The following is a 25,626-nucleotide window of genomic DNA, read 5'->3' on the forward strand; positions in this document are numbered from 1 at the left end:
TTATTGTCTATATTGAATTTTATTTAAATTAATTAAAAATAATTAATTTTTGCTACAAAAAACCCGCACTAGGCGAGTTTTTTATTGAAATATAATGCTTATTTCTTTATTTTTTCTTCTATCAAACGACACGAAGCCATCATGGTCAGTCTCTTGGTACAGGCTTGCATGATTTTAAGTAATAATTCTTCAGAAAGGCTCATACGATTATTAATCATCCTTGGTATGTGTTTTACAGGAAGAATTAAATCATCATAAGACAATATCCGTATATGAGGCTTTTTATGTTCATCAAAGGTTAGAAGAAAACGAAAATCCAATATATTGCCTATTAATTGATTAAGTTCCTTTAGTTCGTTATAGCCTTCTATATTTACAGCTTCGTTATTTGAGAATTCCCCAGTTTTACGAATAGAGGGTAGGACTTCTCCAGCCAACCACTTTTGAAAAGGTAAAGCCTTTGGTTTGTCTGAACGCCCTAAAAAAAAATAGAGCCCTTGTTCTGAAATACACGCTATACGTTGTTTTCCGCCAAGGGTGTGTAACGGATACACACCCTTCCATTCTTTAGGTATGTGACGAACAGCTACTGATGGCTTATATGTTTCCGAATATTCCAATGCATCCATAACATCTTGGGTTACAAACCAAAGTTCGTTATCTATTATTGTTGTACGAACTGAATATTTTTCAAATGAAAATGGGATAAGGTTAGACATGATATTACTCCTGTGAAGTGTTTTTATAACCTGTCTCTCACTTGTCACGGTAAGAGTGGCAGGACAGTACAAGGGTGACAAACTAGATCACAGGGTCTAGCCAACCTTTCGGTTGCCTCATACCGCCCACCATAGGAGCAATACACAAATAAAAAAACCGCATACGCGGGCATCATTATTTGCCTGTGATTATTCAGGTTGTCACACCAGACCACGCTATTGAACGCGGTAAATGAATCATAAGTATTTATCCTTAAAAGGTCAATAAAAAAACTCGCTAAGCGAGTTGATGGTTAAATAAGAAAAAAGACGACAGAGTAGCTGGACATGAATGATTTTTTTCTAAAAATTATATTCATTCTCCTTTTGCCCATTTTCGTCCCATATAATTGATTTTCCTTTTAATCTTCCATTTACAAAATTTGCTTCACTAAGTTTTTGCCCATTTTCGTGCCAAGAAATTAATTTTCCATTCGTTGATTGTGTTATAAATTGCTTAAAATCAACGATGAACAGATCTTTTTCTTTCTTTAAAATGTAAGGGTCTGTGAATTTTCTATGGCTATTTCGATAAAAATCTTGAACAATAAAATCACCATTTTTATTTTTGCCTAACAATTTTCTATAAAAATATATAGGTTCATCTGGGTTAGATAATGAGTTTTCAAAATAAGTGACGATTCTATCTTCTTTTTGAGAGACAACCTCAGTATTAGAGAGTTGACTATCAGTGTCATTCGTTTGTTTACTAAAAACATCACAAGCAACCAATAACAAAGACATGATGAATAAATAAGAATATTTTATCATTATATTACTCCTTAGTTTACTACATGTAATATTACACATGTAATATTTTTTGTAAAGAGTAATATGAGTTTTTTATATAATCGTATGATTTAAGACAATGGTTATTCTATAGAGAGTTATATTTTTTTATTATTGTTCAATTAAAATAACCCTCAATATATTGAGGGTTATCATTTATAAAACAGGTTGGTTAATTATTATCAAAATAATTAACCCTACCAATACTCGGAGCCACAATAGCCACCATAAAGAAAAGAACACAACCCACACTACCAGCTATAAGCAGATTTAAAGATATATCTCTAAACCCTAAGAGTAAGGAAATTAATGCGCCCAGTACACCAACAACAGCAACAAAACCAAAAGAATATTTTACAATTAAGATAAACATTTCCAGAGACCATGCTATTGCATATCCAATCGCATCAAGTGTCTTTTTTATGGTGCGTAATACGGACAAAAAGGTACGCCAAATATAAAATAATATATCTATACCCTTATTAACACCACGAGATACAGTGAAATAAATACGCTTTAATTTATAAAACATCCTTTTTTCTCCAATTAACTATTAATTCCTTTTAATGCTGCCACCGTTACTGGCGCCACCACCTCGAAGAGAAGGTATCTTAACTTTGTTGCCAATTGATGTCATTGTCCTCGTTATGCCACCTATACTTGCGCCGCCTGTTAAAGCAGATGCAATACTTGGTACATTCCACGCAATAATTAAAAAAATCATGGTTGAGGTGATAAATATGCATGCAGTAGGAATCAGCATAATTATATCATCTGTGGCTGGATTTAATGCCATATGATTTATAAAAAAATCCTGTTGTAATGATCCTAAAATAACGTAAAAAACGATGGTAATCGTATAATTAAATATTTGACCAATCCAATTCATGCCCCATTGTCTTGTTGCTGGGAACAACATAGCACCTATAAAAATTGGTCCCACTAAAATCACCATGGCTAAAGACAGCTTTGCTACTAAATAAAAAGCTGCTGTGACTGCAAAAAAAATAACACCTAAGATAAGAATGACGCCAAGTAACAGAAGTATACTGATATTGTCGGCTATATCTGTAATGGATAGTTTGCTAGACATGCTGCCCCAAATTTGAGCTAATGTATCAACAAAATTATTAATATTAGTATCTAAAGCGCTGGCTGAATATTCTCCTGTTCCAAGTAAACCACTAAGAGCTTCAGGCATTTCATACATCAAATTTGCCAGTTTATTATATGTGCCTGCATTAAAAGCGCAGGCGATAATGACTAGCCAACCTATCATTCTCTTACTAAAGTCCATGATGTTTTCATCTAACCCCCTGTTGTAGTAGCTCATCATGACCAGTAGAATATATAGGCCGAACCCAGCAGCAAACAAAGGTGTAATACCAGAAATAATGTTGGCAGATTTGGCAAACAGGTTCGTACCCATGCCATTAAGTAATGCGTCTGCTACAGTTGAAAAATAAGCACTCACATTGATGACTCCTTAAATAAAAACCCAGCAAAAAAATCTGCTGGGCTAAAATTTTTAAAAATTATTTAATTTGTTTTTGTCGTTTTGTATGGATAGCCAAATTCTTTTTTGAATTCTGCATTACAAAAATCGGCTTCATGGGTCTTCTTCATATTGCTTATATAGCATTTTCTCCACCACTTAGTTTCTTCATGTCTCTGCTCAGGCGTTTTATCTTCCCAAGCAACAGGCTCATTTGAACAACCCGTCAGTAAAAATACAGGTATTAATAAAGCCAGAGTTATTCGCATCATAAGTCTCTCCTTGATTAATTATTTGCAGGCATCCCAGTTTTGGCTTTTAAAATTTTTAGCATAGCAGGAGCGGCGATCCATACGTTTGTAATATTCTATTTTCTCCATCTGTTCTGCTAGTCTGGCCATCATGTCTAATTTGGTTTGATTATTCTGAATAATGGCGCTTTCTGCTGCTATTCTGTTCTGTAAATCCTGTGCGGCTTTAATATCTGTGGTCGAATCAATCTTCTTGATCATCTTTTGCAGATTATTTAAACGTAATTTTGTATCATTAAATGCCTGCACAGAAGCATCATAATTATTCACCAACTGTTTCATGCCTGTATCAGGGGTATAGGCTTTACCCTGAATCATTTTTTTATAATCGGTATTGGCGATACTGCCATACAAATCTTTCCATTCTGTTGGTAGCTGTTCTAAAGCTGTTTCAGAGAACGCACTACCTACACCTTTGGATCCAGTTAGTGCTGATACCTGATTTTTTAACTCAGCAATCTGTTGGATCTGATTATCAATTTGCTCTTTCATATGAATAATCTGCTGTAAGGTGTTGGCAACTTGTGCGCCATCAAAAACAGGGATACCACCAGCGTAACTTGTCAGAGGGAAGATCAGCATACAAGCAGACAGAACAATAGAAAGAATATTCTTTCTTTGTTTTTTCATAATTTTCATCATAAAACTCCATAATTTAACAATAAAAAAACCGCATAATGCGGTAGGTAAAAACGGGTGATTCATAGTTAAAGGTGTCAAGACTTACGCTTTTCAGCACGCTTGACTTGCAACCTTTGTACAAATGGCTCAAGCCACTGTTTAGGCTCTTCTCCACACTCTTTCATCACCTGATACAGTATTTCTACGTTATCAGCAGAACCAGATAGAATGGGGATTTCGTCACTGAAGCCATATAGGTCAAGTTTGGCAAAAGCTGACTGGCGACCTTGTTTGACTAAAAAGGTACGGCTGTCTGTAGAAAGCTCTGATAATTGTTTAAACTCCTTTTCTGTTAAGCCACACCTTTGATAACTGCCTTCGTATTCTGCATCAGGATTGGGTAAGAATATCTTGGTGGGTGTTTGTTGAATAATGGCGGGGAAAATGGGGCAATTGATGGCATCTTCAGGTGATTGAGAAACCAGAATTAACCACCCCCCCAGTTTGCGATCTGTTTTGAGTATCTTCAGCATGATTTCTTGTAATGCCTGAAACCGAGCGGCATACCAGAATTCTTCAATAATGGTGGCCAATATGCCGTCTACCTTACTGACTCTTACCATCATTAAATTACGTAGATGAAACATAAAAGCCAGAATAGGTGCGGTAGGTGGGTAGTCATCTTTTAATACTGCGGTTAAATCAAAACCAATTCGATAGAAAGTTTCAGGATCAAAAAGATTGATTGGATTATCCAGACACCAAGCATAACGGCCATTTTCACTACGACACCATTTACTTAAGCGGATCCTCAATGAGTTAGGATCATCAGAATGAGGAATACTCTGTAATAAGGTACTGAAATTCCTGTTCTCCATATCTAGGTCAAGTGTGGCATCCACGGCAAACTGAACTTGTTTTTCTTCTACGGCGGTTATTTTGCCATCCTCATCTGAACCACACATGGTCACCAATGTATAGAGGAATTCTCTATTGACTGGTGTCACAGGTAATTGAAATGGGTTTAATCCTGTAGCCTCTCCCGCTTCCAGTGCAAAGTACTGACCACCAATGGCACGAATAAAAATTTCCATCCCTCTGTCTAAATCCATGGCAAAGATAAAGGGATCAAACCGTTCAACAAAAGAAAGTATAGCGGTTTGTAACGTGGTTTTACCCGTACCTGTTGCCCCTAAAATGAGGGTATGACCCGCCACTTTTTCTCCAAGGTTGTCTTCTTTTTGATTGGTGAAATGGAAGTTAAAGTCATACACGGTTTTGGATACGGTTTGCAGTGGCATCACGGCGGTTCCATCCCCAATTGGATTACCATGTGATTTACCATGGGAATAATTGTGTATGCCAAAGGTGGTGGCCAAATTTTCGGTTGTTTTAGGGTACTTTCTGGGTTTTTCCTGACTATTGGGTACTTGGCTGAAGAAGGTTGCTGGCGCCGATAACGTGGCTTTGGTAAAACGGTATCAGCGAGCATCCATTTTTATGAAAGGGAAAGGAACGCAGTGGGATGTTTAAAAATCCATATACGATACATATTATCCCCGTAGTTATAGCCATAATGGATGCAATAAGATGATTATCCAGCCCAAAATATATACCAACACAAAAAGGTATAACTAGGCCTATTAATTGAGTAACTAAAGAATCTGGAGTCTTTTTACTTTCTTGGCCTTTTTTCTCCATTAATATACCTATATAAGATTAATTTTTTCATACCCTATTCTACCACACTACATTTATAGGGATGGGGAGGTCAAAATAAGCGAAATAAGATAATTTGTTAAGTTATTTCCTTGGATTAAATAAGCCAGCCTTTACCATTTCTATCATAGCCTTAACAATCTGCTCTTTTGTTGGTGATCTTTTTGAATATTGATCAAATAAATGCTGATATTTGCCATCATATTCTTTCCTTATATCCATAGCAAAATAGTAATTTCCATCAGGCAAAATACAAACAATATTTTGTTTATCTCCAAGATGCTTAGTGGGTATATACACAGTTTCCCACTTGTTAAACTCACATAATGTTGGAACACTTGGAACTCTCGAGAATACGTGAGGAGATAAAAACAGTAGGGGAAGTAAGATTAATTTTTTCATACCCTATTCTACCACAGCTATATTTAATCAAAACTCAAGCTAACCAATATGAATTAAGATTTAAGTTTATAGACGATATAACTATTTTTTTATACAATTCATTAAAGTATGAAAGGATTAACTTTTAATGGACTTGCTCTCACAGAATGGTTGGAAATGCGTCTCTACGAGTTATCGAGTTGTCGGGATACTAATGTATGCTACATTAGCAATATTTGTGATTGGAATATGTTTGTTGTTTTTGTTTATTCCTCAAACTGAAGTTTTAGGGCTTTTATTTGTCCTAGGTTTTACTATAATCCCAATAATCTTAATTGCATTATTGATGAGATATCTTATTGCAAAAGATATGAATCGCCAAATTACCATGTTAGATGTTATTTCTAATATTTTTTTAGTTAAAAAGATTAAAGTTTATTCAAATTCAATAGAAATAGAAAATGAGAATATACCTCTATCCGAGATTAAAGATATTTTGTTTATGGGATACGACTCTAAGTCAGGCCAGGATAAATCTTACAAAATAGTATTTCATAATACTGCTTCTTTTGGAAATAAGGCATATATTGTTATCCGCACTTCAGAAGAAGCTTATATTCCAGATAGTATTTATAATTTAAAACAAGAGAGTATTTTTATAAATATGCTGATAGATTCATGGCAAAAGACAAGAAAACAAAAATGTTCTGTTTCATGATAAAAAATTCATAAGAGCTAGCCCTACCACAGCTACATTTATAGAGATGTGCTTCACCCCCCCACAGAAGACTATTACATAGGGGGTGATACGAAATTACAGATTATATAAAAATGAGTTAGGGAAAATTATAGTAAGAATATATCAATCATGTTAAATAAATAATTTCTTGACATCTATCTTTATCAATCTCATAAACCTCTATTCTAAAACCTTTAGGATAATCAATAAAACCCTGTAATTTTTCACGTTTTTTCTTTTCTTCTTCTGCTTTTTCTCGTGAAGAAAAATTGCCAATCAATTTTGTTTCTATACCAAATTTAGTTTCATATGTATGTAAAAGCACATAAACATTATGGGACATAATCAATATTCCTTTAAATGAAATCTGTGATAAAACCATCTGCCCATTCAGAATGATCAAGCATTGCATCATATATATTGAGTCTCTTTAAATTGCTTAAATAAAGGACTTTTGAAAAATAGTGTAATTTCTGTGATGCAATATCATAACTACTATAAATACCTAAAAGTTCACCATCTTCTAAATCAAATTGATCAGAATCTGGAGGCTCTGACTCTATAAGGCTTTCTCCATGGTAGGAATAAGTTTCATAGTAAAGCTTATATAATTTTTTAGACATTTACATATCCTTTATATTTTAATAATCATTATTGATTGGTACTAAGTGGTACCCATTTTCTATTATGGCACTCATGCTGTGAAGGGTAATAAGTCCAAAGGTTTTCGATAGAGCATGGTTTTAAGTCAAGATCAGACATCCTGTTATCGTGTTCTGATTTCAGTAACCATTTTTGCGTTACTAATCCCAGAATTAACAAGAGCTACCCTTTCATTTCTCTTCAATTAAGAATATGCCCCTTTTTCTCATAAAGGGTCTTATTGCAAAAAATATAACCTTTTAATTAATTCAAATAAATTTCAGAATCTGTAATTAAAAACAGTATAATTAGAAAGTACAATTTTGAAGAATTGGGATACCAATAATTTCTCCACCACCAATACATAATAGTCTAATTTTTTGGCCTTTATTTAACTTAATGATTTTATCATTTTCAGGATTCTTAAAATGTGCTTGAGGTAATATAGCCTCAGAAGGCCCCCTGCTTTTAATACAACATAAGCTCTATTCTCACTACCTGCTTGAACATGATCTACAAAACCATTGACTAATAAAATTTTTCCTTTGTATTTTTTATTAGCCATCCCTACGAAAAAAATATCTTGTTAAACATATTTTTTTATACAATAGATGAGCACTTTTGGAACAAATATTTAACATCATTCAAGACGAATCAAATATATCGTTGCAATACAAATTATATTATCTATCCTTTTCATCAAATATTTCATCCATTGCTTCTAAAAAACATTTTTCCTGATGATTCAAAATCATTTGATAATAATAATCAAGCCACTTAATAATATTTTTATAGAATAAATTACGCGGAAAATACGTTCCTGTTTCTTCTAATGTAGATGTAATCATATTTTGTAAATTCTCTGGGAATTCTGCATACACAGTATTCAGATTGCACCCAATACCAATAACAGCCCATTCTAATTCATCTGCAATAAAACCTGTTTCAACCAAACTACCCGATATTTTTTTACCATGAATGAATACATCATTTGGCCATTTAATCATTGCCTTTAGCTGTTCGAACTCAGAAAGTGTTTTTTGAACAGCTAAGGTAGCCATTGTTAATAATAAGGGTATTTTTTCAGAAGAAAGATTGGGCCTGAGGATAATAGAAAAATAAGCACTTCTTGGAGAAGAAAACCACTCTTTTCCCTTACGGCCTCGCCCACAGATCTGTTTTTTTGTAATGATGATACTACCCTCTGGTGCACCTTGAGCAGCATACAGTATCGCTTGTTGATTGGTTGAAAGGCTTTCATCCAATAAAAACCACTGCCCTTGCCCAATTATTTTGGTATTGATGCCTTTTTTAATATGCTCGAGATCAATTTCATCGGGCACCAACTTCAGTAAATAACCTCGTCTGGTTGCCGAATCAATTAGATAACCCTCTTTTCTTAATGTCGTAATATGTTTGGCAATCGCTGCCCGACTCACCCCGAGCGTTTCAGAAATATCTTCTCCTGAAATCCAGCCTTTCGCAGCGCTTAATATTTGAATTAATTGTTCTTTAGTGGTCATCATAAATGTTTCTTCTTTCAATTGTAAACTATAAAAAAACAAATTAAGGTTTACAATTAAATTTGTTGTTCATATAATTAATACACAGTTCTCAAACCATTGTAACAAAAATAAAAGGCAGAAGAATGTCTAAGATAAATGCTTGCTTTATTTGCGGCACAGATACTGATGTTGGCAAAACCATTGTTTGTTCAGGTTTATTGAAAAATTTACCTCATGCGCAAGTACTTAAAGTCATCCAAACAGGCAATACATTATTTGATGAATACACCTATAAAACAGCACACCCTAATGCTCAAGTTAAAACGTTGAATCATTTTAATCTGGCTGCCTCACCTCATCTTGCTTCTAAACAAACAGATACGGTTTTAACCGTACACTCTTTGTCAGAACAAATAGCAAAGGAAGTGAATAAAAATGAATTTACTTTGATTGAAGGTTCAGGGGGTATATTGACGCCGATTAATCAAACTGAAACATTTATCGATTTAATTGCCCTACTAGGCTACCCAGTACTCTTGGTTGTTAAAAACACATTAGGCGCCATTAATCACTGCCTACTGTCAGTTAAAACACTTCAATATTATGATATTCAAATAAAAGGATTGATCTTTACTCAACCCAATGAATGTTTAAATGAAGAAGACAAGCTGATTCGTGCTGATAATGCACTATTTCTCGCTTCAATGACCAACCTGCCTATTTTGGGAAATCTTCCTTTTATTGCTCAGTTAGCGAATAAAGACAATCAAATTGCTTGGAAACAGGTTGCAGCCCAGTTACAGGATGCGGCAATAGAGATCACAAAAGATATTGAGAACAAAGATTATACCCTTACAGAGTTTGATCAACAGCATTTATGGCACCCGTACACAAATGCAACAGATCACTCAACCAATTGGGTTGTCAAAAAAGTAAAAGGTTGCCATATTTATTTGAGTAATGGGCAACGTTTATTAGATGGTATGTCATCATGGTGGAGTGCAATCCATGGCTATGCACATCCTACTTTACTGCAAGCATTAAATGAACAAGCCACACAAATGCCCCATATTATGTTTGGTGGTTTCACTCATGAACCTGCGGTACATTTAGGGCAACGTTTGCTCAGTATTGCCCCTAAAGGCTTAAGCAATATTTTTTATGCCGACTCGGGCTCTGTTGCGGTAGAAGTCGCCATGAAAATGGCTCTGCAATATTTTCAAGCCACAGGATTACCAAACAAAACTAAATTCATCAGTTTTTATGGCGGTTATCATGGAGACACTTTTGGCGCCATGAGTGTTTGTGATCCAATAAATGGGATGCATACTGTCTTTAAAAATGTGTTGCCTAAAAATATTTTTGCACCTAAACCCAATACCCCATTTAGGCAAGATTTTGATCCAAGTTCATTAACTGAACTCAAAACACTGATGCAACAACATCAACATGAATGTGCTGCCATAATTATTGAACCTATTGTCCAAGGTGCTGGGGGCATGTGGTTTTATCATCCAGCGTATTTAACTGAACTCAAAAAAATATGTACTGAGCACAATATCCTTTTAATTGTGGACGAAATCGCCACAGGCTTTGGGCGAACAGGTAAACTTTTTGCCTGTGAATGGGCCAATATCACACCAGATATTATGTGTATTGGTAAAGCTTTAACAGGCGGCACCATGACTTTAGCAGCCACAATCACCACAAAAAAGGTGGCTCAAGGTATTTCTGCACAAGGACATGTACTAATGCATGGCCCAACATTCATGGCCAACCCTTTAGCATGTCATGTTGCGCTCACCAGTATTGACCTTTTATTGCAATCTGATTGGCAAAAAAACATCAGCAACATTGAACATATTTTACAAAAAGAACTGATTAGCTGTCTGACAGAAGACAGCGTTGCTGACGTTCGGGTTTTAGGCGCCATTGGGGTGGTACAAATGAAAGCCCCCATTAATGCAAACAAACTACAGCATTATTTTGTTGAACAACATAGTGTTTGGATTCGCCCTTTCAGGGATCTGATTTATATTATGCCTCCTTTTACCATCACCTCTGAAGAAATATACCAACTAACTGATGCCATTAAATGTGCAGTTAAGGAAGGTGTATGGGCATAACTTTTTTTATTATTTACCTTATGCTCATTGTTGTTCTGTCTTTGGTACATGGTAAAAAGCCGATAACAAAAGAAGGGTTTTTAGTCAACAATCGTTGCAGCAGCGCATCAATGGTTTCTTCTTCTATTGTCGCATCTTGTGTTGGTGCCTCTGCAACCATTGGGGTGGTTGGGTTGGCATTTAAAGTAGGGACACCTGCATTTTGGTGGTTAGGCTGTGGTGCCATTGGGCTTATTATTTTATCTTTATTTGTAGCCAAAAAAGTACGCAGTACCAATGCCTATACCCTCAGTCAAATCATTGAAAATCTTTTGGGAAAAAAAGCAAGCTATTTAGCCTCTATCATTATTATTATTGCTTGGACTGCTATTTTAGCTGCTCAATTAACGGCAGCAGCGATGCTGATTGAAGCCTTAACAGGACTAAAACAACCCTTTGCCTTATTCATTGGTAGTGTACTCATTACCCTGCATACTTTAGCGGGTGGACAAGAGAGCATCATTAAACTTGATCGAATACAATACCTGATTATTTTAATCGGGTTAATTGTGACGTTACTATGGTTGGTACCCAGTAACCCAACGGCACTAAACACCATTGAATTTGAATTTATTAATGAAGAGTTTCCATTTACTCGATTCCTTTATTTTTTACTGATTCTAGGAGGCAGTTATATTGTTTGCCCTATGTTATACGGGCGAGTACTAAGCGCAAAAGATGAAAAAACCGCACAATATGGGGTATTGAAAGCGGCAATTGCTATTGCATTTATTTCGATGATTATTGTTTGTATTGGCTTATTTGCCAAAGGGCTCATCGCACAAGATACGCCGACTGACCTTGTTTTAACCACAATCATCAAAAATATTTTCCCCAGTTGGTTTACTGGATTAATCTATATTATCTTATTAAGTGCAGTGATTTCATCGGCAGACTCATGCCTACTTACTGCGGGCATTACATTGTCTCAAAACATTGCTCAGCAACATTCTGTTCTCTTTACTCGTATCAGCATTATTGTCTTGATGTTAGTCGCTTTATTATTGACCTTTACCCAAAAAAGTATTTTAGGGTTTTTATTAATGGCAAACGATATTTATGTTTGTAGCATTGTCACCCCTTTATTTATTTACTTGGCTTTTTCAAAAACAAAAGACGATATTCATGCCACTTTTGCCACATCAGGCATGATTTTAACTGGCTTGTTGGGACTAACGGCTTCAATTAGCGCAAATTATTATTTTGCTTATTTGGGTATAGGTGTTTCTATTTTATTCACTTTACTCAGTTTGCTGCCAAAACACATTAAGTTTACAACCATCAACGCAATGGAAAAAAAATGAAATCTGAATTAAAACACTCTTGGCATTATGATGAGGTCACAAAAATTTTTGAACAACCCTTCAATGATTTATTATTTCAAGCACATTCTGTTCACCGACAATATTTTCATCCTAACCAAATACAAGTTTCTACACTGCTTTCCATCAAAACAGGCAATTGTCCTGAAGATTGCCATTACTGTCCTCAATCTGTTCACCATCAAACCAATTTAAAACCCGAAAAATTAATGGCGGTACAAAGAGTCTTGGAAGCGGCAAAAAGTGCTGTTGCTACAGGAGCCACCCGTTTTTGTATGGGCGCTGCATGGAAACACCCAACAAAAAAAGATATGCCTTATATTATTGACATGATTAAAGGGGTAAAAAACTTAGGGCTAGAAACCTGCATGACTTTAGGACAATTAGATTTAGAACAAAGCCAACAATTGGCAGAGGCAGGCTTAGATTACTATAATCATAATCTGGACACATCCCCTGAATTTTACGGACAAATCATCACCACTCGAACCTATCAAGATCGTTTAAATACCATTGCTCATGTGCGGCAATCTGGTATAAAAGTGTGCTGTGGTGGGATTTTAGGTATGGGGGAGAGCCATCAAGACCGCTTAAAACTATTCATGCAACTAGCCAATTTACCTGAACATCCTGAAAGTGTACCGATTAACATGTTGGTTAAAGTCAAAGGTAGCCCTTTGGCTAAAGCTCAAGATCTTGACCCTTTTGAGTTTATTCGAGCCATTGCTGTTGCCCGTATTTTGATGCCTAAATCGTACGTTCGATTATCAGCAGGGCGAGAAAGCATGAGTGAAGAAATGCAATCCTTGGCTTTTTTTGCAGGTGCTAACGCTATTTTTTATGGTGAAAAATTACTGACAACGACCAATCCTCAAATCGATAAAGATCGTCATTTACTCAAAAAACTGGGTATTCAATTTGAGAAAAGAGAAGATCATGCAGATGAAGTGCATCAAGCCGTGATTGCCGAAAGTTTAATCCAGAATGAACAAGAAAAATCTTGCACAAATAGCTAAAAACAGAATAAGTCTTTGAATAAAACAGGTCATTTATTACCAGAAACACATTAAAATATATGACCTATTATTTACTTTGTCTGTCTAAAATAACCACTACCCCAACCTAACAACAAGCCCAAAACCATAGGTACAATCCAGCCTAACCCCATAGAAGCAAAAGGTAAATGATCATATAGACTAAATAATTTCCCCATAAAACTTGGCACCTGTAAAGATGTAAAAATCATGGTTACACTCTTTAATGCTTCAATCATGCTAATCATCACTGTGCAGATAATCGTCACCACATAAACCATTTGCTGACGAATAAAGTAAGGATTTAAAAAAGTCAGGACAATCAATGCAATGGTTAATGGATAGATCAACATCAAAATGGGAATAGCAAAATTGATAATATTGGTTAAACCTATATTCGCCGTAAAAGTCGCCATTGTGCTGATGATAATAGCAAAAACTTTATAACTGATTTTGGGTACATAATGATGAAAACAACTGGCACATGCGCTGACTAAACCAATAGCCGTTGTGATACAAGCTAAAAATACCAAGATAGCCAAGAAAATGTTACCAAATGAACCAAAATAATGTTGCACCACTTTTGCCAACACCAAACCACCATTTTCCTGTGAACCTACAGTACTGATACTGGAAGCGCCAACATAAGCAAAAGCAACATACAATATCCCCATGAGTAAAACCCCAACCAAACCAGCTTTGGCAGTAGTAGACACAATCATTTTAGGGGTACAAACACCAAAACGCTTCACTGCATCTACAACCAACATCCCAAAAGCCAACGATGCAAGCGCATCCATGGTGTTATAACCTTCAAGAAAACCAGAAGAAAAAGCTGTATCTATATACTTTCCTGTTGCGATACTTGGTTGCCCCATAGGAATCATAATGGCTAAAACAATGATCGCGCCTAAAAAAAGTAAAAATAATGGTGTGAGAATTTTACCGATCCAAACAATCACTTTAGCTGGATTTAAGGCAAAATATAAGGTCAAGACAAAATACATGATGGTATAGATTACCAGCCCTACTTGCTGGTAATCTTTTGAGACAAAAGAAGAGACACCTATTTCATATGAAACAGTTCCTGTTCGTGGTAACGCAAAAAGTGGCCCGATAACCAAATACAAGGTCACAGTGAACAAAACCCCATAAACTGGGTGTACCCGACCAGCTAACTCTTGTAAATTTTTGGTATTTGAATAACCAACAGCCAACACTCCCAAAAAAGGTAGACCGATACCACTGATCAAAAAACCAGCAATGGCAAAATACACATGCTCACCGGCTTGCTGCCCTAGTAATAAAGGAAAAATCAGATTGCCTGCCCCAAAAAATAAGCCAAATAACATGGTGCCAATGATGGCATATGCTGAAAAATTTAATTTTTTATCCAAAATAAACAACCCTTAAAGCTGATACAAATAAAAAGCTGCCAAGCAGCAGCTTTTTATCTAAACATAATTTTTTATAGCTGATCAGGAACACCGACTTGTTTTTGCCTGTGTCGATAAAACCCATAAGTATATAAACCAATCAGGATCAAAACACATAAACCAATCAAAGGTAAACTTCCCCCAAGTTTCATAAAAGGGGTTTCTCCCTGATAGCCTTGAATCTGCCCAACCAACACTTGTGCGGTATTTGGTGCAGCCAAAGCCATTATTTCTCCTTTGGGTGAAATAATGGCTGTCATCCCTGTATTGGTTGAGCGCACCATAAAGCGTCCTAGTTCTAACGCACGAGTTTGAGATAATTGTAAATGCTGATCCATAGCATAGCTGTTACCATACCATGCCATATTGCTGACATTAGCCAATAAACTTGACTGTTTGGCACTGGCAATCAATTCATCACCAAAAGCATCCTCATAACAAATATTAAAGGCTATTTTCTGATTGGCTAATTTTAATGGTGACTGCCCTGCCCCTCCTGCGGTAAAGCCAGACAAAGGCATATTCATTTGCCGATACAGCCAACTGGTTATTGTGGGTAAAGGAATATATTCACCAAAGGGCACCAAATGATTTTTAGCATAATAAGGTTGTTTGAGTGGTTCTGCGGCTTGATAATCAGCTAAGCTCACAACTGCATTTAAATAGCCCATATTATCATCTGTATAACGCGCGATACCTGTTGCTAAAGCCATATGATTTTTTTGTGCAACTAGGGCAAACTGCCCTAATGCATCAACCATATCTTGTTGAAATAAGGGTAAGGCAGTTTCAGGCAGTAGCATAATATCGGCTCTGGTTTGAGCCACTTGCTGATAATATTGTTCAATTGTTGGCACAACCGCTTCTGGCTGCCATTTTAGTGTTTGAGGGATATTACCTTGTGCCAAGGCTATGCTTGCTGTTGTACCATCAGGTTCAGTGAAATTGTTCTGTTTTAAATGCGCACCAAGACCGATTAAAATAAAGGAACACAATAATACACATAAACTGATCTTAAAATTTTTGCAACGCAATATAAAGACCCATAAAGCAGTAATAAACGCGACTACTAGTGTCACCAGATAAAGGCCACCTAATGGTGCGAACCCTGCTAAAGGGCTTTCTGATATTTGTGAATAACCTAAAGCACCCCAACCAAAACCGGTTAAGGCATGTTCGCGTATGTATTCTGTGATGACCCATAATAAGGGGAAACCAACCAATAGTTGGATATTTTTATTCGCCTTTAAATGATGCAATAACCAAAAACACAAGGCAGGATATAAAGCAAGATAAGAAGCAAATAATGCCGTTAAGGGCGCGGCATAAATAACGGGCAAACCCGCCACAGAATGTAAAGCTATAAATACCCAATAAAATTGAGTGACATAAGCACAAAACCCCCAAAGATAAACCAAACGTATGGGTGTTTTTTTTGCAAAAGCAAACCATACCAGTACCCCCAATGAAATGGGCATTAACCAATATAATCGGTATGGAGCAAAAGCAAAAGGTGTCAACAAACCACTTACCGCAACCACAATATAAGCAAAAACAGAAGACTGCGTTATCTTTTGCCCATAATATTGCAGTTTAATCATGATAAGGTAACAATTAAGGTATGTAAGCGCCGATTATCCATACGGGCAACGCTTAGTTTGAGTTTACCTAAGATGACTTTCTCACCTTTTTGCGGCATATGTCCAAGTTCTTGAATCACCAAGCCACCAATTGTATCGACTTCTTCGTCACTAAACTGAGTGTCAAAAAAAGTGTTGATGTCTTCAATTTCAGTTGTGGCTTTTACCTGAAATTTATTTGGTGAAATTTCGATGATATTTTGTGCGGTATTATCTTCATCAAACTCATCTTCAATATCACCAATAATTTCTTCAATAAGGTCTTCAATGGTAATTAAGCCTGACACACCACCATACTCATCAACCACCATCACCAAATGATTACGGCTGGCGCGACACTCTTTCAATAAAGCGCTGAGTGATTTACTTTCAGGAACAAAATGCGCAGGGCGCAAAATATCTTTTAAGTTAAATTTTTCGGGATTTGAAAAATATTTAAGCAAGTCTTTTGCATGTAAGATACCCAATACATCATCTTTATCTTCCCCAATAACAGGGAAACGTGAATGGGTGGTTTCTGTGACATAACTGATCAGGCGATCTAAGCTATCATTAAGGCGAACAACATCCATTTGACTGCGGCTAATCATGACATCGCGAACTTCTAAATCACTAAAAGACAGAACGCTTTCTACCATGGCAAAGGTGTCTTGATCCAGTAATTTTCTATTAAACGCCGCACGCAGGGTTTCTATTAATTCAGCTTGAGTTTCAGGTTCATCTTTAGTTAAACGACCAATAAAACGTTCAAACCAGCCCGTGTGCGGCTTACTACTGGGTTCATCCATAATATTTTGTTACTCCTGAATAAAATAAGGGTTAGTATAACCTAACTGATTTAAAATGGAAATTTCAAGCATTTCCATATGTTCGGCATCTTGTTCATTTTCATGATCATAGCCCATTAAATGCAACACACCATGTATGGTTAAATGAGCATAATGTGCCTGAATCGTTTTATTTTGCTCTTTGGCTTCTTTTTCAACGACTTGTGGACAAATAATTAAATCGCCTTGTAAAGCATGAGTATGTTCTGTGTAAAAACCTGCATCTTCCGATGGGAAACTCAATACATTGGTTGCATAATCTTTATGACGAAAATCATGATTATATTGTTTGGCAAGTGCTTCATCTGCCAATAATATATTGATTTGCGCACTTGAATAATGATTTTTAATAGCCTGCCAGACCCATTTAAAGAAATCCTGCTCTGAAGGAACAAAGCTGCTTGTTTCTTTTTGAATGTAAAGATTTAATCGTTTTCTTTGAATGGATAAAAAAGGGTATTTCTTGGCCTTTTTCATTTTTGATAACCTGATGGATAATAATGATCGTAAGCATCCACAATTTTTTGTACCAAAGGATGACGAACCACATCATCACTTTTAAAGTAGTGAAAATGGATACCTTCTGTTCCAGATAAAACATTAATGGCATCTTTTAAGCCACTTTCAATGTTTTTAGGTAAATCAATCTGGCTAATATCGCCTGTAATGACTGCTTTGGCACCAAAACCAATACGGGTCAAAAACATCTTCATTTGTTCTTGTGTGGTGTTCTGCGCTTCATCCAGAATAACAAAAGCATTATTTAAAGTACGCCCTCGCATATAGGCTAAAGGCGCAATTTCAATCAACCCTTTTTCCAAAAAACGAGACACTTTATCAAAGCCCATAAAATCATATAAAGCATCATATAAAGGGCGAAGATATGGATCCACTTTTTGCGCCAAATCACCTGGTAAAAATCCTAATTTTTCCCCAGCTTCTACGGCAGGACGAACCAAAACAATACGCTCTATTTGATGATTTTCAATGGCAGCAACTGCTGCTGCAACAGCCAAATAAGTTTTACCTGTACCAGCAGGCCCTATACCAAAAACAATATCGTATTTTTGTAACGCATTAATATAGTGATTTTGTCTGAGTGTTCGTCCTTGAATATGCCTTTTACCGGTACGCAATACAGTAAAGTTAGGCGTATTTTGTTCAGGCTGATTGGCTTCTTGTACTTTTGCATGTGCGCTGACACTGGCTAAATGAACATCTTCTGTTGAAATTTCTTGTTTTTTGGCCAACTGATATAAACGCTCAAGGGCATCAATAGTGTGCTTAGTCTCTTCTGGTTGCGCGGTAATGGAAAACACGGCTTCCTTGCGGACAATCGTTACATGCATTAATTTAGCCAGATACTGAATATGCTCATCTAATGTGCCACATAAGCGCTGTAACGCAAGGTTATCAATATTTTCAAATGTATGTTGTGTTGTTTGCAATCTATGTCTCTAAATAAAGATTAACGGGTATATTTTAACCCTAAATATGCCGCACCAATACCTAAAACAACACTGAATATAATATAGCACAGTGTTTTTAAAAATTGATCTGACTCCAACATGAGCACATTTTCTAAACCAAAAGAAGAAAAAGTGGTAAAGCCGCCACAAAAACCAACAGCCAAAAAGGCATACAACGCCTTATCAATACTTGTTTTTCCTAAAAGCCCCGCCAAAGCGCCAATGAGAAAACACCCAACAATATTAATGACCAGCGTCCCCCATGGCATATTGTGTGTATTGAGGAATCGGGACAAAACAAAACGAGTTGCACTACCCAATCCACCACCAACGAACACCAACAGAATCTCTCTGATTGTCATGTTTTTCTCAAACCATTATGAGCGCATGTTCAAAATATTATCAAACCATTCTTGGATATTCAAGATTGAACGCACAGGTTTTGTGTGTTCCGCTTCTTCTGTCCACATGGGTGGTTCAAACAACCAAATTTGATTTGGTTGTATTTCTTTAATAGTCTCTTTCCAAGCATCAAAACGGAAACGTCCATAAAAAGCAGGTAATGAACCACTTAAGAAAAAAGCAATTAAATCAGCGTAACCCAAGTTAAGCTGCTCCCATTCAAAATTGTCTGGAGCAAGATAATAGATTTTACCCACATCTTTACCTAAACCACCGCCATTAATGGCAAAAAGTCCGCCTAACACGTCATCTGCAATCAATAGACTACCGGCTGCTTTCCCCTCTTCGTCCAGTGTTTTATCCTGATTCCACTGAATAATGCCACGCAATTGTTCTGAACCCGAACCCAATACACGCACCCAACCATGGTCGATCAATAAACCACCTGTATGATACAAAATAGCACCAAAATCACTACTGGTTGGCGCTTGAATTTGCAGCAAAGTTTTTTCTGCCTGTTGTGGGTCTGCGGGTAAAATCTTGACCAAAACTGGAGATTTACCAAACTCAACTTGCATCTGGGGCCAAATTGAGCTTGATTGACGGGTTAACTCTTCTAATGTTTTAGCCATTATAGTGCCTTAAGAGCATTGATTAATTCTGGTACAGCTGTATTCAAATCAGCCACTAGCCCAAAATCAGCCACTTTAAAAATAGCAGCGTCAGGATCTTTATTAATGGCAACAATCACTTTACTGTCCTGCATACCTGCTACGTGTTGTATGGCACCTGAAATACCGACAGCAATATAAAGCTGTGGCGCAACAACCTTACCTGTTTGCCCAACTTGACTGTCGTTTGGGACAAAGCCTGCATCCACCGCAGCACGAGATGCACCAATGGCAGCACCTAAAGCATCTGCCAGAGGATGAATGATCTGATTAAAATGCTCTTCACTTTGTAACGCTCTACCACCAGCGACGACTACTTTTGCCTGAGTTAACTCTGGACGTTCTGATTGCATTAATTCTTCACGAATAAATTGACTTAAATTTTGTGCCGCTGTGGGTACCACAATCTCTATTACAGCATCAGAGCCTGTCGCTTGAGCAGCTTCAAATGCAGTGGCTCTAATGGTTAAAACAATATGTTCATCCTGACAAGAAACTGTTTCAAATGCGTTCCCCGCATAAATAGCACGCACAAATGTGGTTTCATCCACCACTTCCGATAAATCAGATATTTGGCTTACATCTAATAAAGCCGCGACACGTGGCATCAAATTTTTACCAAAAGCGGTAGCCGATGCCGCAATATGGCGGTAATTTTTAGCCATGCTGACAATCAGTGGCGCAATCTCTTCAGCTTGAGCATGTGCAAAATGGGGCGCATCTGAACTCAATACCTTACTGACATGAGCCACCGTTTTAGCTTGATTAGCCACCGCCTCAGCTTGGTGCCCTGCCACTAAAATATGAACATCCCCTAATTTTGCTGCTGCTGTGACAGCATGTAAAGTGGCTGGATTTAAAGTTTGATTATTATGTTCAGCAATAATTAATGTGGTCATCTTTGCTCCTTAAATCGCTTTAATTTCTTTAAGTTTGGACACAAGTTCTGCCACATTGGCCACTTTAATGCCTGCTGTACGCTCTTTAGGTTCAGTCACTTTGATCACTTTTAAACGCGAAGTAACATCCACACTCAGCTCTTGCGGAGTGGTTTTTTCGATGGTTTTCTTTTTCGCCGCCATAATATTAGGTAACTTAATATAACGCGGCTCATTTAAGCGTAAATCAGCACTGATCACAACAGGTAATGAAAGGCTTTCTATTTGTACGCCGCCATCGATTTCTCTGGTGATGATGGCTTTGTCTGCTTCTAACTCAACTTTACTGGCAAAGGTGCCTTGAGGGGCATTAATCAAAGCCGCCAGCATTTGTGCTGTTTGATTGGCATCGTCATCAATGGCCTGTTTACCTAAGAAATACACAGAAGGTTGTTCTGTTTGACCAATGGCAGCCAATAATTTTGCTACTACAAGCGGCTCTAGTTTTTCGTCGGTTTCAACGTGTATGGCTCTGTCTGCCCCCATGGCTAAAGCTGTACGTAAGGTTTCTTCACATGCTTTAACCCCTAATGATACGGCAACAACTTCGGTCACTTTACCAGCTTCTTTTTGTCTAACAGCCTCTTCCACAGCAATTTCATCAAAGGGGTTCATAGACATTTTCGCATTTCCGATATCCACATCTGTTTCATCTGCTTTAACACGAACTTTAATGTTGTAATCAAGTACGCGTTTTACAGCAACTATTGCTTTCATATTGTCCCTCATTACTGGTTTAAGTGGCAAAAATGGCTATATTTTGCCTATATTTAGCCATTTTCTCAAGTTTTTCATCCAAATAAATATACCAATTAGATAATAAACACATAAAACAATTTATAAGTTTAAAATATAGAGCCTTTATTCAAAATTTAAAGAGGAAACTATAAAATAATTATTTCATTCTTAAACATTTTCCTGTACAAACAATCGTATTTTGACTGAACCAATAAAAAAGCTCTGTATTTCAGAGCCCTTTTTATGAAAACATTCAAATAACAAACATTATTGGCACAGTTGGTAGACCACATCCAGCTTACGCTTAGCATCTGCAACAAATGGATTACTCATATCCCAAGCATAACCTGCCAAAATGGAACAAACCATTTTGCGAATATCTTCATTGGCATGTTCATAAAAAATCACATCCTGAAATGTGCCATTGTACCAACCTTCAACATAGGTCCGGAATGTATTGACACCAACCATCAGTGGCTGAGCAAATTCTTGCTGCCAATTAACCAGTTCTCCTTTTAATTGTCTATCTAATAAACCAGCAGCCATACTGGCTGAACGCATAGCAATTGTTACACCAGAAGAGAAAACGGGATCAAGAAATTCAGCCGCATTGCCCAATAAAGCAAAACCATCGCCACACAGGGTTTTCACATTGGCAGAATAACCTTTAATTTCTCTAAATGGTGTATCCCATTTGGCATTAGCCAAAATTTCTTTTAAATGTGGGACATCATGGACAAATTGCTGTAAACAAAGCCCTAAGTCTTCGGGGTAGCCTTCGTAACGTTCTGGCAAACCAACCACACCAATCGATGCTCTTCCATTGCTAAATGGAATCAACCAAAACCAAACATCTCGAAACACTGGATGGGTTGTGATCAAAATTTTTTCTCGATTGTATTTAGCCGAAGTAATATTGTCTTCTATATGAGTAAACACAGCCCTTCTTGGTGGTAAATTACTGGGGGTTTCTAATGACAACAACCGAGGCAATACTCGACCATAGCCACTGGCATCAAGCACAAAATCTGCTTGTATATCATACTCATCACCTTCACTGGTGCGAATATGCAGTAATGGCTTACCTTCAAAATTGACTGTTTGAACAGTATGTTGGTATCTTATTTCCACACCTTGTGCAACAGCTTGATCTGCCAGAAGCTTATCAAAGTCGCCACGAGGTACTTCAAAAGTGGTTCCTTTACCTGAAGTGAATCCTTGGCGAAAATCGAACTCAGTGTAACGATCCCCCCATGAAAATGCGGCACCATGTTTTAATTGAAAACCTGCCTGATGAACAGCATCAAGCATCCCCGCTTCTTCAATAAAATCCAGACAATGAGACAGTAGACTCTCACCAATACAAAAGCGAGGAAACTGTTCTTTTTCAATCACAACGACATCATGACCTTTTTGATGCAAAATAGCAGAAGCAATACTGCCTGATGGGCCTGCTCCAATGATCACTACGGTTCTATTTTCTGTTTTACTCATCATATACTCATCATTATTTAAAATATTTCAATCAATTTGGCGGGCATTATCCAATAAAGTGTCTTTGGTCAATTTGATGCAACACAAAGACATATAGAGAATAAAAAATAAAAACGCCAAAATTTTATCTGGCGTTTTTACACTTGAATAAAAATATAAAAAACTCTTACCCTTATCTTCTTGCCTTTTTAGCCAAGCTATTTTGAATGGCTTCGCTTAGTTTTTTCTGCCAACGGCCATAATTAGTCGGTACTTTATCATTCCCAGTCACCACATTGCCACCAGAAACATATTGAATAGAGTATTGTTCTGCACTATAGGTCACACGTATATTGGCTCGTTGATTGTTGACCAAAATGGTGCCATCAATGATGCCCGGTTTGATTTTTTTCATCGACCAAGCTTTTACTTTGCCGCCAGCCAAAATAGATTGTTCAACTTGTGCTCGGCTAAAGCCATTTACTTGCTGCACCAATGGTTTAGGGCCAGATCTTTTTGTACCATCAGCAGACGTACTGCCTGTTGTTGTACAAGCTGCCATAAAAGACACCACAAATAAACTGGATAACAATAACTTCACAAACTTCATAAAACCTCCTGATACCTTATAAATAAAAATTAAACAATATGACAATTTTGTTACGCACGTAACAAAATTTAACACTAACAACTTCATTCGAATTGTTCTGGTTTATATTATAATATTAAAATTATGTCTTCGGAAAATTTAAATGGGATACACCATTAATATAATCGATTGGTATGCAATTAGTCTAGGCCTAGCAGACAAAACAGCTTGGTATGAATGGGCACGACAAGATCACAACAATGCATGGTCAGGAGAGCTGCCTGCCACACCATTGCTACCGAAAATGAGTGCAAGAAGAATGAGTACCCCCAGCAAACTGGCGACTCAAGCAGCATTAACACTAATTGAACAGCATTCCATTGATGCGGCTATATTTATCAGCCAACATGGTGAATTAGAACGAAGCTATAAAATTATAGAAAGCATTTGCTTAAAATACGACGTTTCACCTACTGATTTTTCTATGTCTGTTCACAATACCGCTGCCGGTTTAGTCAGCATTATTGGCAAACAAACTTTTCCGATCTCTTCTTTAGCAGCAGGTAGGGATGGTTTTCAACAAGCATTGCTTGAAACATATGCATTATTGCAAACAGATAACATCAAAAACGTTTTAGTGGTTGATTTTGATGGAGATATACCCAAAGCGTACCAAACACAATACCCACAATATACGCCAGCCTATGCCTGTGCTTATGTTATTACCCAAGGAGACACTTTATCTTGCTCCCAGCAACCGACTGGCAACAATACAACACTTTCAATTTTGCCCCAAAGTTTACAACTTTTACGCAATATGCTGCGTCAAGATGCTTCTTTTATGATTAACGGTACACATTCTAACTGGTTATGGACACAATAAATCGCTCTCCCACATTATTGGTAAAAAAAGCTGAATCATCATGGCTCAATAAAATATGGCGCATTACAGCAACAGGTTTTTGTTTTGCTTTTTTTGGTATTGGCGGCTTAATTCTTTCTGCATTATGGTTTCCTCTTTTACGCTTATGTATTAAGAATGAACTCAAATGCCATGCCATGACCCAAAACAGTATTAAAAATACATTTCGTTTTTTCATCAAGCTGATGCAGACACTAGGGATTTTGGATATTCATTTTATTCATTTAGAAAAATTGGATGAAGATTCGGGTTGTATCATGGTGGCCAACCACCCTAGTTTACTTGATTATGTTTTCTTAGCTTCTGTTATGCCACGTTGTGACTGTATTGTAAAAGAGACACTACTGGATAATTTTTTTATGAGTGGCGTCATCAAAGCCGCAGGCTATATCCCCAATACCCAAGCAGATATTTTACTGCCTGCTTGCCAAAAAAAGTTAAATGAAAGCGGTACAATTCTGATTTTCCCAGAAGGCACCAGAACAACACCAGGCCAAAGCATTCAACTACAAAGAGGTGCAGCCAACATTGCTTTAAGGTCTAAAGTGGATATTCGCATTGCCCGTATTCACTGCGACTTACCCATGCTGACAAAACAAGGTAAATGGTATAACATCCCGCCTGCAAAACCAACATTCACCATCAGCATTGATGAGAAAATTCATATACACGATTTCATTTCCGATGGAGATGAAGCGTTAGCAGCAGATGCTAGACGACTCACTCAGTATTTACAGCAAAAATTAAGTGAACATAATTTATTAATTAGCAAGGAAAGTGATAATGACATTACACAATGACATTAAAGAGTTGATAATCAGCTCATTAAACTTGGAAGGAATGACACCTGAAGAAATTGATACAGATGCGCCTTTATTTGGAGATGGCTTAGGGTTAGACTCAATTGATGCCTTAGAATTAGGCTTAGCCATAAAAAATCATTATCACGTTACTTTATCAGCTGACAGTGAGCAAACGCGTAATCACTTTTACTCTGTTGCTTCTTTAGCAAAATTTATTCAAAGCAATCAAAAATAAGA

At 36.9% G+C, this 25,626-nt stretch carries 29 protein-coding genes; 7 read left to right on the plus strand and 22 right to left on the minus strand.

All coding sequences use genetic code 11. The features are described 5' to 3' along the window. Positions 1–98: 98 nt before the first annotated feature. The 8 genes from AADH04_RS04730 to AADH04_RS04765 all read right to left on the minus strand — a co-directional run bounded on the left by AADH04_RS04730 (position 99) and on the right by AADH04_RS04765 (position 6,095). Complete coding sequence (locus AADH04_RS04730; protein WP_434779098.1) at positions 99–719, minus strand: BRO-N domain-containing protein; 621 nt, start codon at positions 717–719, stop codon at positions 99–101. Positions 720–1,061: 342 nt separating this feature from the next. Beyond that, positions 1,062–1,529, minus strand: coding sequence for a toxin-antitoxin system YwqK family antitoxin (locus AADH04_RS04735; protein WP_434779099.1), 468 nt, complete (start codon positions 1,527–1,529; stop codon positions 1,062–1,064). A 190-nt stretch (positions 1,530–1,719) separates the two neighbouring features. Further along, complete coding sequence (locus AADH04_RS04740; protein ID WP_434779100.1) at positions 1,720–2,079, minus strand: hypothetical protein; 360 nt, start codon at positions 2,077–2,079, stop codon at positions 1,720–1,722. A gap of 21 nt (positions 2,080–2,100) precedes the next feature. Continuing rightward, positions 2,101–3,021, minus strand: coding sequence for a type IV secretion system protein (locus tag AADH04_RS04745; protein ID WP_434779101.1), 921 nt, complete (start codon positions 3,019–3,021; stop codon positions 2,101–2,103). Between the two features lie 65 nt (positions 3,022–3,086). Beyond that, on the minus strand, positions 3,087–3,314 hold the full coding sequence (locus tag AADH04_RS04750) for a hypothetical protein (RefSeq protein WP_434779102.1): 228 nt from the start codon (positions 3,312–3,314) through the stop codon (positions 3,087–3,089). An 18-nt stretch (positions 3,315–3,332) separates the two neighbouring features. After that, positions 3,333–3,983, minus strand: a complete 651-nt coding sequence (locus AADH04_RS04755; RefSeq protein ID WP_434779103.1) for a type IV secretion system protein — start codon at positions 3,981–3,983, stop codon at positions 3,333–3,335. Between the two features lie 86 nt (positions 3,984–4,069). Beyond that, a complete protein-coding gene (locus tag AADH04_RS04760) occupies positions 4,070–5,353 on the minus strand; it encodes a hypothetical protein (RefSeq protein ID WP_434779104.1) in 1,284 nt (427 codons plus the stop codon). 424 nt (positions 5,354–5,777) lie between these two features. Then, positions 5,778–6,095: a hypothetical protein gene (locus AADH04_RS04765; protein WP_434779105.1), complete on the minus strand. Its 318-nt coding sequence runs from the start codon at positions 6,093–6,095 to the stop codon at positions 5,778–5,780. 193 nt (positions 6,096–6,288) lie between these two features. Here AADH04_RS04765 and AADH04_RS04770 point away from each other — a divergent pair, with 193 nt between their 5' ends. Then, complete coding sequence (locus AADH04_RS04770; protein WP_434779106.1) at positions 6,289–6,792, plus strand: hypothetical protein; 504 nt, start codon at positions 6,289–6,291, stop codon at positions 6,790–6,792. Between the two features lie 148 nt (positions 6,793–6,940). On the opposite strand, the gene AADH04_RS04775 is transcribed toward AADH04_RS04770, so the two are convergent. The 3 genes from AADH04_RS04775 to AADH04_RS04785 form a co-directional block, all read right to left on the minus strand. Then, positions 6,941–7,156: a DUF7336 domain-containing protein gene (locus tag AADH04_RS04775; RefSeq protein WP_434779107.1), complete on the minus strand. Its 216-nt coding sequence runs from the start codon at positions 7,154–7,156 to the stop codon at positions 6,941–6,943. Positions 7,157–7,169: 13 nt separating this feature from the next. Beyond that, a complete protein-coding gene (locus tag AADH04_RS04780; protein ID WP_434779108.1) occupies positions 7,170–7,436 on the minus strand; it encodes a hypothetical protein in 267 nt (88 codons plus the stop codon). Positions 7,437–8,138: 702 nt separating this feature from the next. After that, entirely contained in the window at positions 8,139–8,981 is an 843-nt protein-coding gene (locus AADH04_RS04785; protein ID WP_434779109.1) for a biotin--[acetyl-CoA-carboxylase] ligase, read from the minus strand. Positions 8,982–9,103: 122 nt separating this feature from the next. Between AADH04_RS04785 and bioA the strand changes: the two genes are divergently transcribed. From bioA to bioB, 3 genes are read left to right on the plus strand one after another with little or no spacing between them, the layout of a single operon-like run. Next, positions 9,104–11,086 (plus strand): adenosylmethionine--8-amino-7-oxononanoate transaminase, encoded by a 1,983-nt coding sequence (gene bioA, locus AADH04_RS04790; RefSeq protein ID WP_434779110.1) that lies wholly within the window; start codon positions 9,104–9,106, stop codon positions 11,084–11,086. Then, positions 11,077–12,429, plus strand: a complete 1,353-nt coding sequence (locus tag AADH04_RS04795) for a sodium:solute symporter family protein (protein ID WP_434779111.1) — start codon at positions 11,077–11,079, stop codon at positions 12,427–12,429. Before bioA ends, AADH04_RS04795 begins: the two co-directional genes overlap by 10 nt. Then, the gene (bioB, locus tag AADH04_RS04800; RefSeq protein WP_434779112.1) at positions 12,426–13,463 is read left to right on the plus strand and encodes a biotin synthase BioB; all 1,038 of its coding nucleotides are present in this window, start codon (positions 12,426–12,428) and stop codon (positions 13,461–13,463) included. Before AADH04_RS04795 ends, bioB begins: the two co-directional genes overlap by 4 nt. Before the next feature lie 71 nt (positions 13,464–13,534). On the opposite strand, the gene brnQ is transcribed toward bioB, so the two are convergent. The 11 genes from brnQ to AADH04_RS04855 all read right to left on the minus strand — a co-directional run bounded on the left by brnQ (position 13,535) and on the right by AADH04_RS04855 (position 23,685). Next, complete coding sequence (brnQ, locus tag AADH04_RS04805) at positions 13,535–14,878, minus strand: branched-chain amino acid transport system II carrier protein (protein WP_434779113.1); 1,344 nt, start codon at positions 14,876–14,878, stop codon at positions 13,535–13,537. Positions 14,879–14,949: 71 nt separating this feature from the next. Next, on the minus strand, positions 14,950–16,518 hold the full coding sequence (lnt, locus tag AADH04_RS04810) for an apolipoprotein N-acyltransferase (protein WP_434779114.1): 1,569 nt from the start codon (positions 16,516–16,518) through the stop codon (positions 14,950–14,952). After that, positions 16,515–17,345 (minus strand): HlyC/CorC family transporter, encoded by an 831-nt coding sequence (locus AADH04_RS04815; protein WP_434779115.1) that lies wholly within the window; start codon positions 17,343–17,345, stop codon positions 16,515–16,517. Before AADH04_RS04815 ends, lnt begins: the two co-directional genes overlap by 4 nt. A 9-nt stretch (positions 17,346–17,354) precedes the next feature. Then, positions 17,355–17,861 (minus strand): rRNA maturation RNase YbeY, encoded by a 507-nt coding sequence (ybeY, locus tag AADH04_RS04820; protein ID WP_434779116.1) that lies wholly within the window; start codon positions 17,859–17,861, stop codon positions 17,355–17,357. Further along, positions 17,858–18,832 carry a PhoH family protein gene (locus AADH04_RS04825; protein ID WP_434779117.1) on the minus strand — a complete coding sequence of 325 codons (975 nt, stop codon included), beginning with the start codon at positions 18,830–18,832 and terminating at the stop codon, positions 17,858–17,860. Before AADH04_RS04825 ends, ybeY begins: the two co-directional genes overlap by 4 nt. A gap of 20 nt (positions 18,833–18,852) precedes the next feature. Beyond that, positions 18,853–19,215 carry a fluoride efflux transporter CrcB gene (crcB, locus tag AADH04_RS04830; RefSeq protein WP_434779118.1) on the minus strand — a complete coding sequence of 121 codons (363 nt, stop codon included), beginning with the start codon at positions 19,213–19,215 and terminating at the stop codon, positions 18,853–18,855. A 15-nt stretch (positions 19,216–19,230) separates the two neighbouring features. After that, positions 19,231–19,887 (minus strand): DUF2625 family protein, encoded by a 657-nt coding sequence (locus tag AADH04_RS04835; protein WP_434779119.1) that lies wholly within the window; start codon positions 19,885–19,887, stop codon positions 19,231–19,233. Continuing rightward, entirely contained in the window at positions 19,887–20,825 is a 939-nt protein-coding gene (locus AADH04_RS04840) for an electron transfer flavoprotein subunit alpha/FixB family protein (protein ID WP_434779120.1), read from the minus strand. The genes AADH04_RS04835 and AADH04_RS04840 overlap by 1 nt, the downstream gene beginning before the upstream one ends. 9 nt (positions 20,826–20,834) lie before the next feature. Continuing rightward, positions 20,835–21,581 (minus strand): electron transfer flavoprotein subunit beta/FixA family protein, encoded by a 747-nt coding sequence (locus tag AADH04_RS04845; RefSeq protein ID WP_434779121.1) that lies wholly within the window; start codon positions 21,579–21,581, stop codon positions 20,835–20,837. A 288-nt stretch (positions 21,582–21,869) separates the two neighbouring features. After that, positions 21,870–23,099 carry an NAD(P)/FAD-dependent oxidoreductase gene (locus AADH04_RS04850; RefSeq protein ID WP_434779122.1) on the minus strand — a complete coding sequence of 410 codons (1,230 nt, stop codon included), beginning with the start codon at positions 23,097–23,099 and terminating at the stop codon, positions 21,870–21,872. 169 nt (positions 23,100–23,268) lie between these two features. Then, on the minus strand, positions 23,269–23,685 hold the full coding sequence (locus tag AADH04_RS04855) for a hypothetical protein (RefSeq protein WP_434779123.1): 417 nt from the start codon (positions 23,683–23,685) through the stop codon (positions 23,269–23,271). A gap of 142 nt (positions 23,686–23,827) precedes the next feature. On the opposite strand from AADH04_RS04855, the gene AADH04_RS04860 reads away from it, so the two are divergent. The 3 genes from AADH04_RS04860 to AADH04_RS04870 are packed head-to-tail and all read left to right on the plus strand — an operon-like array spanning position 23,828 to position 25,624. Continuing rightward, entirely contained in the window at positions 23,828–24,547 is a 720-nt protein-coding gene (locus AADH04_RS04860) for a beta-ketoacyl synthase chain length factor (protein WP_434779124.1), read from the plus strand. After that, the gene (locus tag AADH04_RS04865) at positions 24,535–25,386 is read left to right on the plus strand and encodes a lysophospholipid acyltransferase family protein (protein WP_434779125.1); all 852 of its coding nucleotides are present in this window, start codon (positions 24,535–24,537) and stop codon (positions 25,384–25,386) included. Before AADH04_RS04860 ends, AADH04_RS04865 begins: the two co-directional genes overlap by 13 nt. Then, entirely contained in the window at positions 25,370–25,624 is a 255-nt protein-coding gene (locus AADH04_RS04870) for a phosphopantetheine-binding protein (RefSeq protein WP_434779126.1), read from the plus strand. The genes AADH04_RS04865 and AADH04_RS04870 overlap by 17 nt, the downstream gene beginning before the upstream one ends. Positions 25,625–25,626: the final 2 nt, after the last annotated feature.

This window comes from Neisseria sp. Ec49-e6-T10 (genome assembly GCF_051132615.1).
GTDB lineage: Bacteria > Pseudomonadota > Gammaproteobacteria > Burkholderiales > Neisseriaceae.

Excerpts from the sequence above, each read along its gene's own strand:
- AADH04_RS04785 (WP_434779109.1), bottom strand. The coding sequence starts at position 8,981 with ATGATGACCACTAAAGAACAATTAATTCAAATATTAAGCGCTGCGAAA.
- AADH04_RS04840 (WP_434779120.1), bottom strand. The coding sequence starts at position 20,825 with ATGACCACATTAATTATTGCTGAACATAATAATCAAACTTTAAATCCA.
- ybeY (WP_434779116.1), bottom strand. The coding sequence starts at position 17,861 with ATGAAAAAGGCCAAGAAATACCCTTTTTTATCCATTCAAAGAAAACGA.
- AADH04_RS04845 (WP_434779121.1), bottom strand. The coding sequence starts at position 21,581 with ATGAAAGCAATAGTTGCTGTAAAACGCGTACTTGATTACAACATTAAA.
- AADH04_RS04775 (WP_434779107.1), bottom strand. The coding sequence starts at position 7,156 with ATGTCCCATAATGTTTATGTGCTTTTACATACATATGAAACTAAATTT.
- AADH04_RS04730 (WP_434779098.1), bottom strand. The coding sequence starts at position 719 with ATGTCTAACCTTATCCCATTTTCATTTGAAAAATATTCAGTTCGTACA.
- AADH04_RS04755 (WP_434779103.1), bottom strand. The coding sequence starts at position 3,983 with ATGAAAAAACAAAGAAAGAATATTCTTTCTATTGTTCTGTCTGCTTGT.
- AADH04_RS04815 (WP_434779115.1), bottom strand. The coding sequence starts at position 17,345 with ATGGATGAACCCAGTAGTAAGCCGCACACGGGCTGGTTTGAACGTTTT.
- lnt (WP_434779114.1), bottom strand. The coding sequence starts at position 16,518 with ATGATTAAACTGCAATATTATGGGCAAAAGATAACGCAGTCTTCTGTT.
- crcB (WP_434779118.1), bottom strand. The coding sequence starts at position 19,215 with ATGACAATCAGAGAGATTCTGTTGGTGTTCGTTGGTGGTGGATTGGGT.
- AADH04_RS04855 (WP_434779123.1), bottom strand. The coding sequence starts at position 23,685 with ATGAAGTTTGTGAAGTTATTGTTATCCAGTTTATTTGTGGTGTCTTTT.
- AADH04_RS04765 (WP_434779105.1), bottom strand. The coding sequence starts at position 6,095 with ATGAAAAAATTAATCTTACTTCCCCTACTGTTTTTATCTCCTCACGTA.
- AADH04_RS04850 (WP_434779122.1), bottom strand. The coding sequence starts at position 23,099 with ATGATGAGTAAAACAGAAAATAGAACCGTAGTGATCATTGGAGCAGGC.
- AADH04_RS04860 (WP_434779124.1), top strand. The coding sequence starts at position 23,828 with ATGGGATACACCATTAATATAATCGATTGGTATGCAATTAGTCTAGGC.
- bioA (WP_434779110.1), top strand. The coding sequence starts at position 9,104 with ATGTCTAAGATAAATGCTTGCTTTATTTGCGGCACAGATACTGATGTT.
- AADH04_RS04740 (WP_434779100.1), bottom strand. The coding sequence starts at position 2,079 with ATGTTTTATAAATTAAAGCGTATTTATTTCACTGTATCTCGTGGTGTT.
- AADH04_RS04735 (WP_434779099.1), bottom strand. The coding sequence starts at position 1,529 with ATGATAAAATATTCTTATTTATTCATCATGTCTTTGTTATTGGTTGCT.
- AADH04_RS04835 (WP_434779119.1), bottom strand. The coding sequence starts at position 19,887 with ATGGCTAAAACATTAGAAGAGTTAACCCGTCAATCAAGCTCAATTTGG.
- bioB (WP_434779112.1), top strand. The coding sequence starts at position 12,426 with ATGAAATCTGAATTAAAACACTCTTGGCATTATGATGAGGTCACAAAA.
- AADH04_RS04770 (WP_434779106.1), top strand. The coding sequence starts at position 6,289 with ATGTATGCTACATTAGCAATATTTGTGATTGGAATATGTTTGTTGTTT.
- AADH04_RS04780 (WP_434779108.1), bottom strand. The coding sequence starts at position 7,436 with ATGTCTAAAAAATTATATAAGCTTTACTATGAAACTTATTCCTACCAT.
- AADH04_RS04865 (WP_434779125.1), top strand. The coding sequence starts at position 24,535 with ATGGACACAATAAATCGCTCTCCCACATTATTGGTAAAAAAAGCTGAA.
- AADH04_RS04870 (WP_434779126.1), top strand. The coding sequence starts at position 25,370 with ATGACATTACACAATGACATTAAAGAGTTGATAATCAGCTCATTAAAC.
- AADH04_RS04795 (WP_434779111.1), top strand. The coding sequence starts at position 11,077 with ATGGGCATAACTTTTTTTATTATTTACCTTATGCTCATTGTTGTTCTG.
- AADH04_RS04750 (WP_434779102.1), bottom strand. The coding sequence starts at position 3,314 with ATGATGCGAATAACTCTGGCTTTATTAATACCTGTATTTTTACTGACG.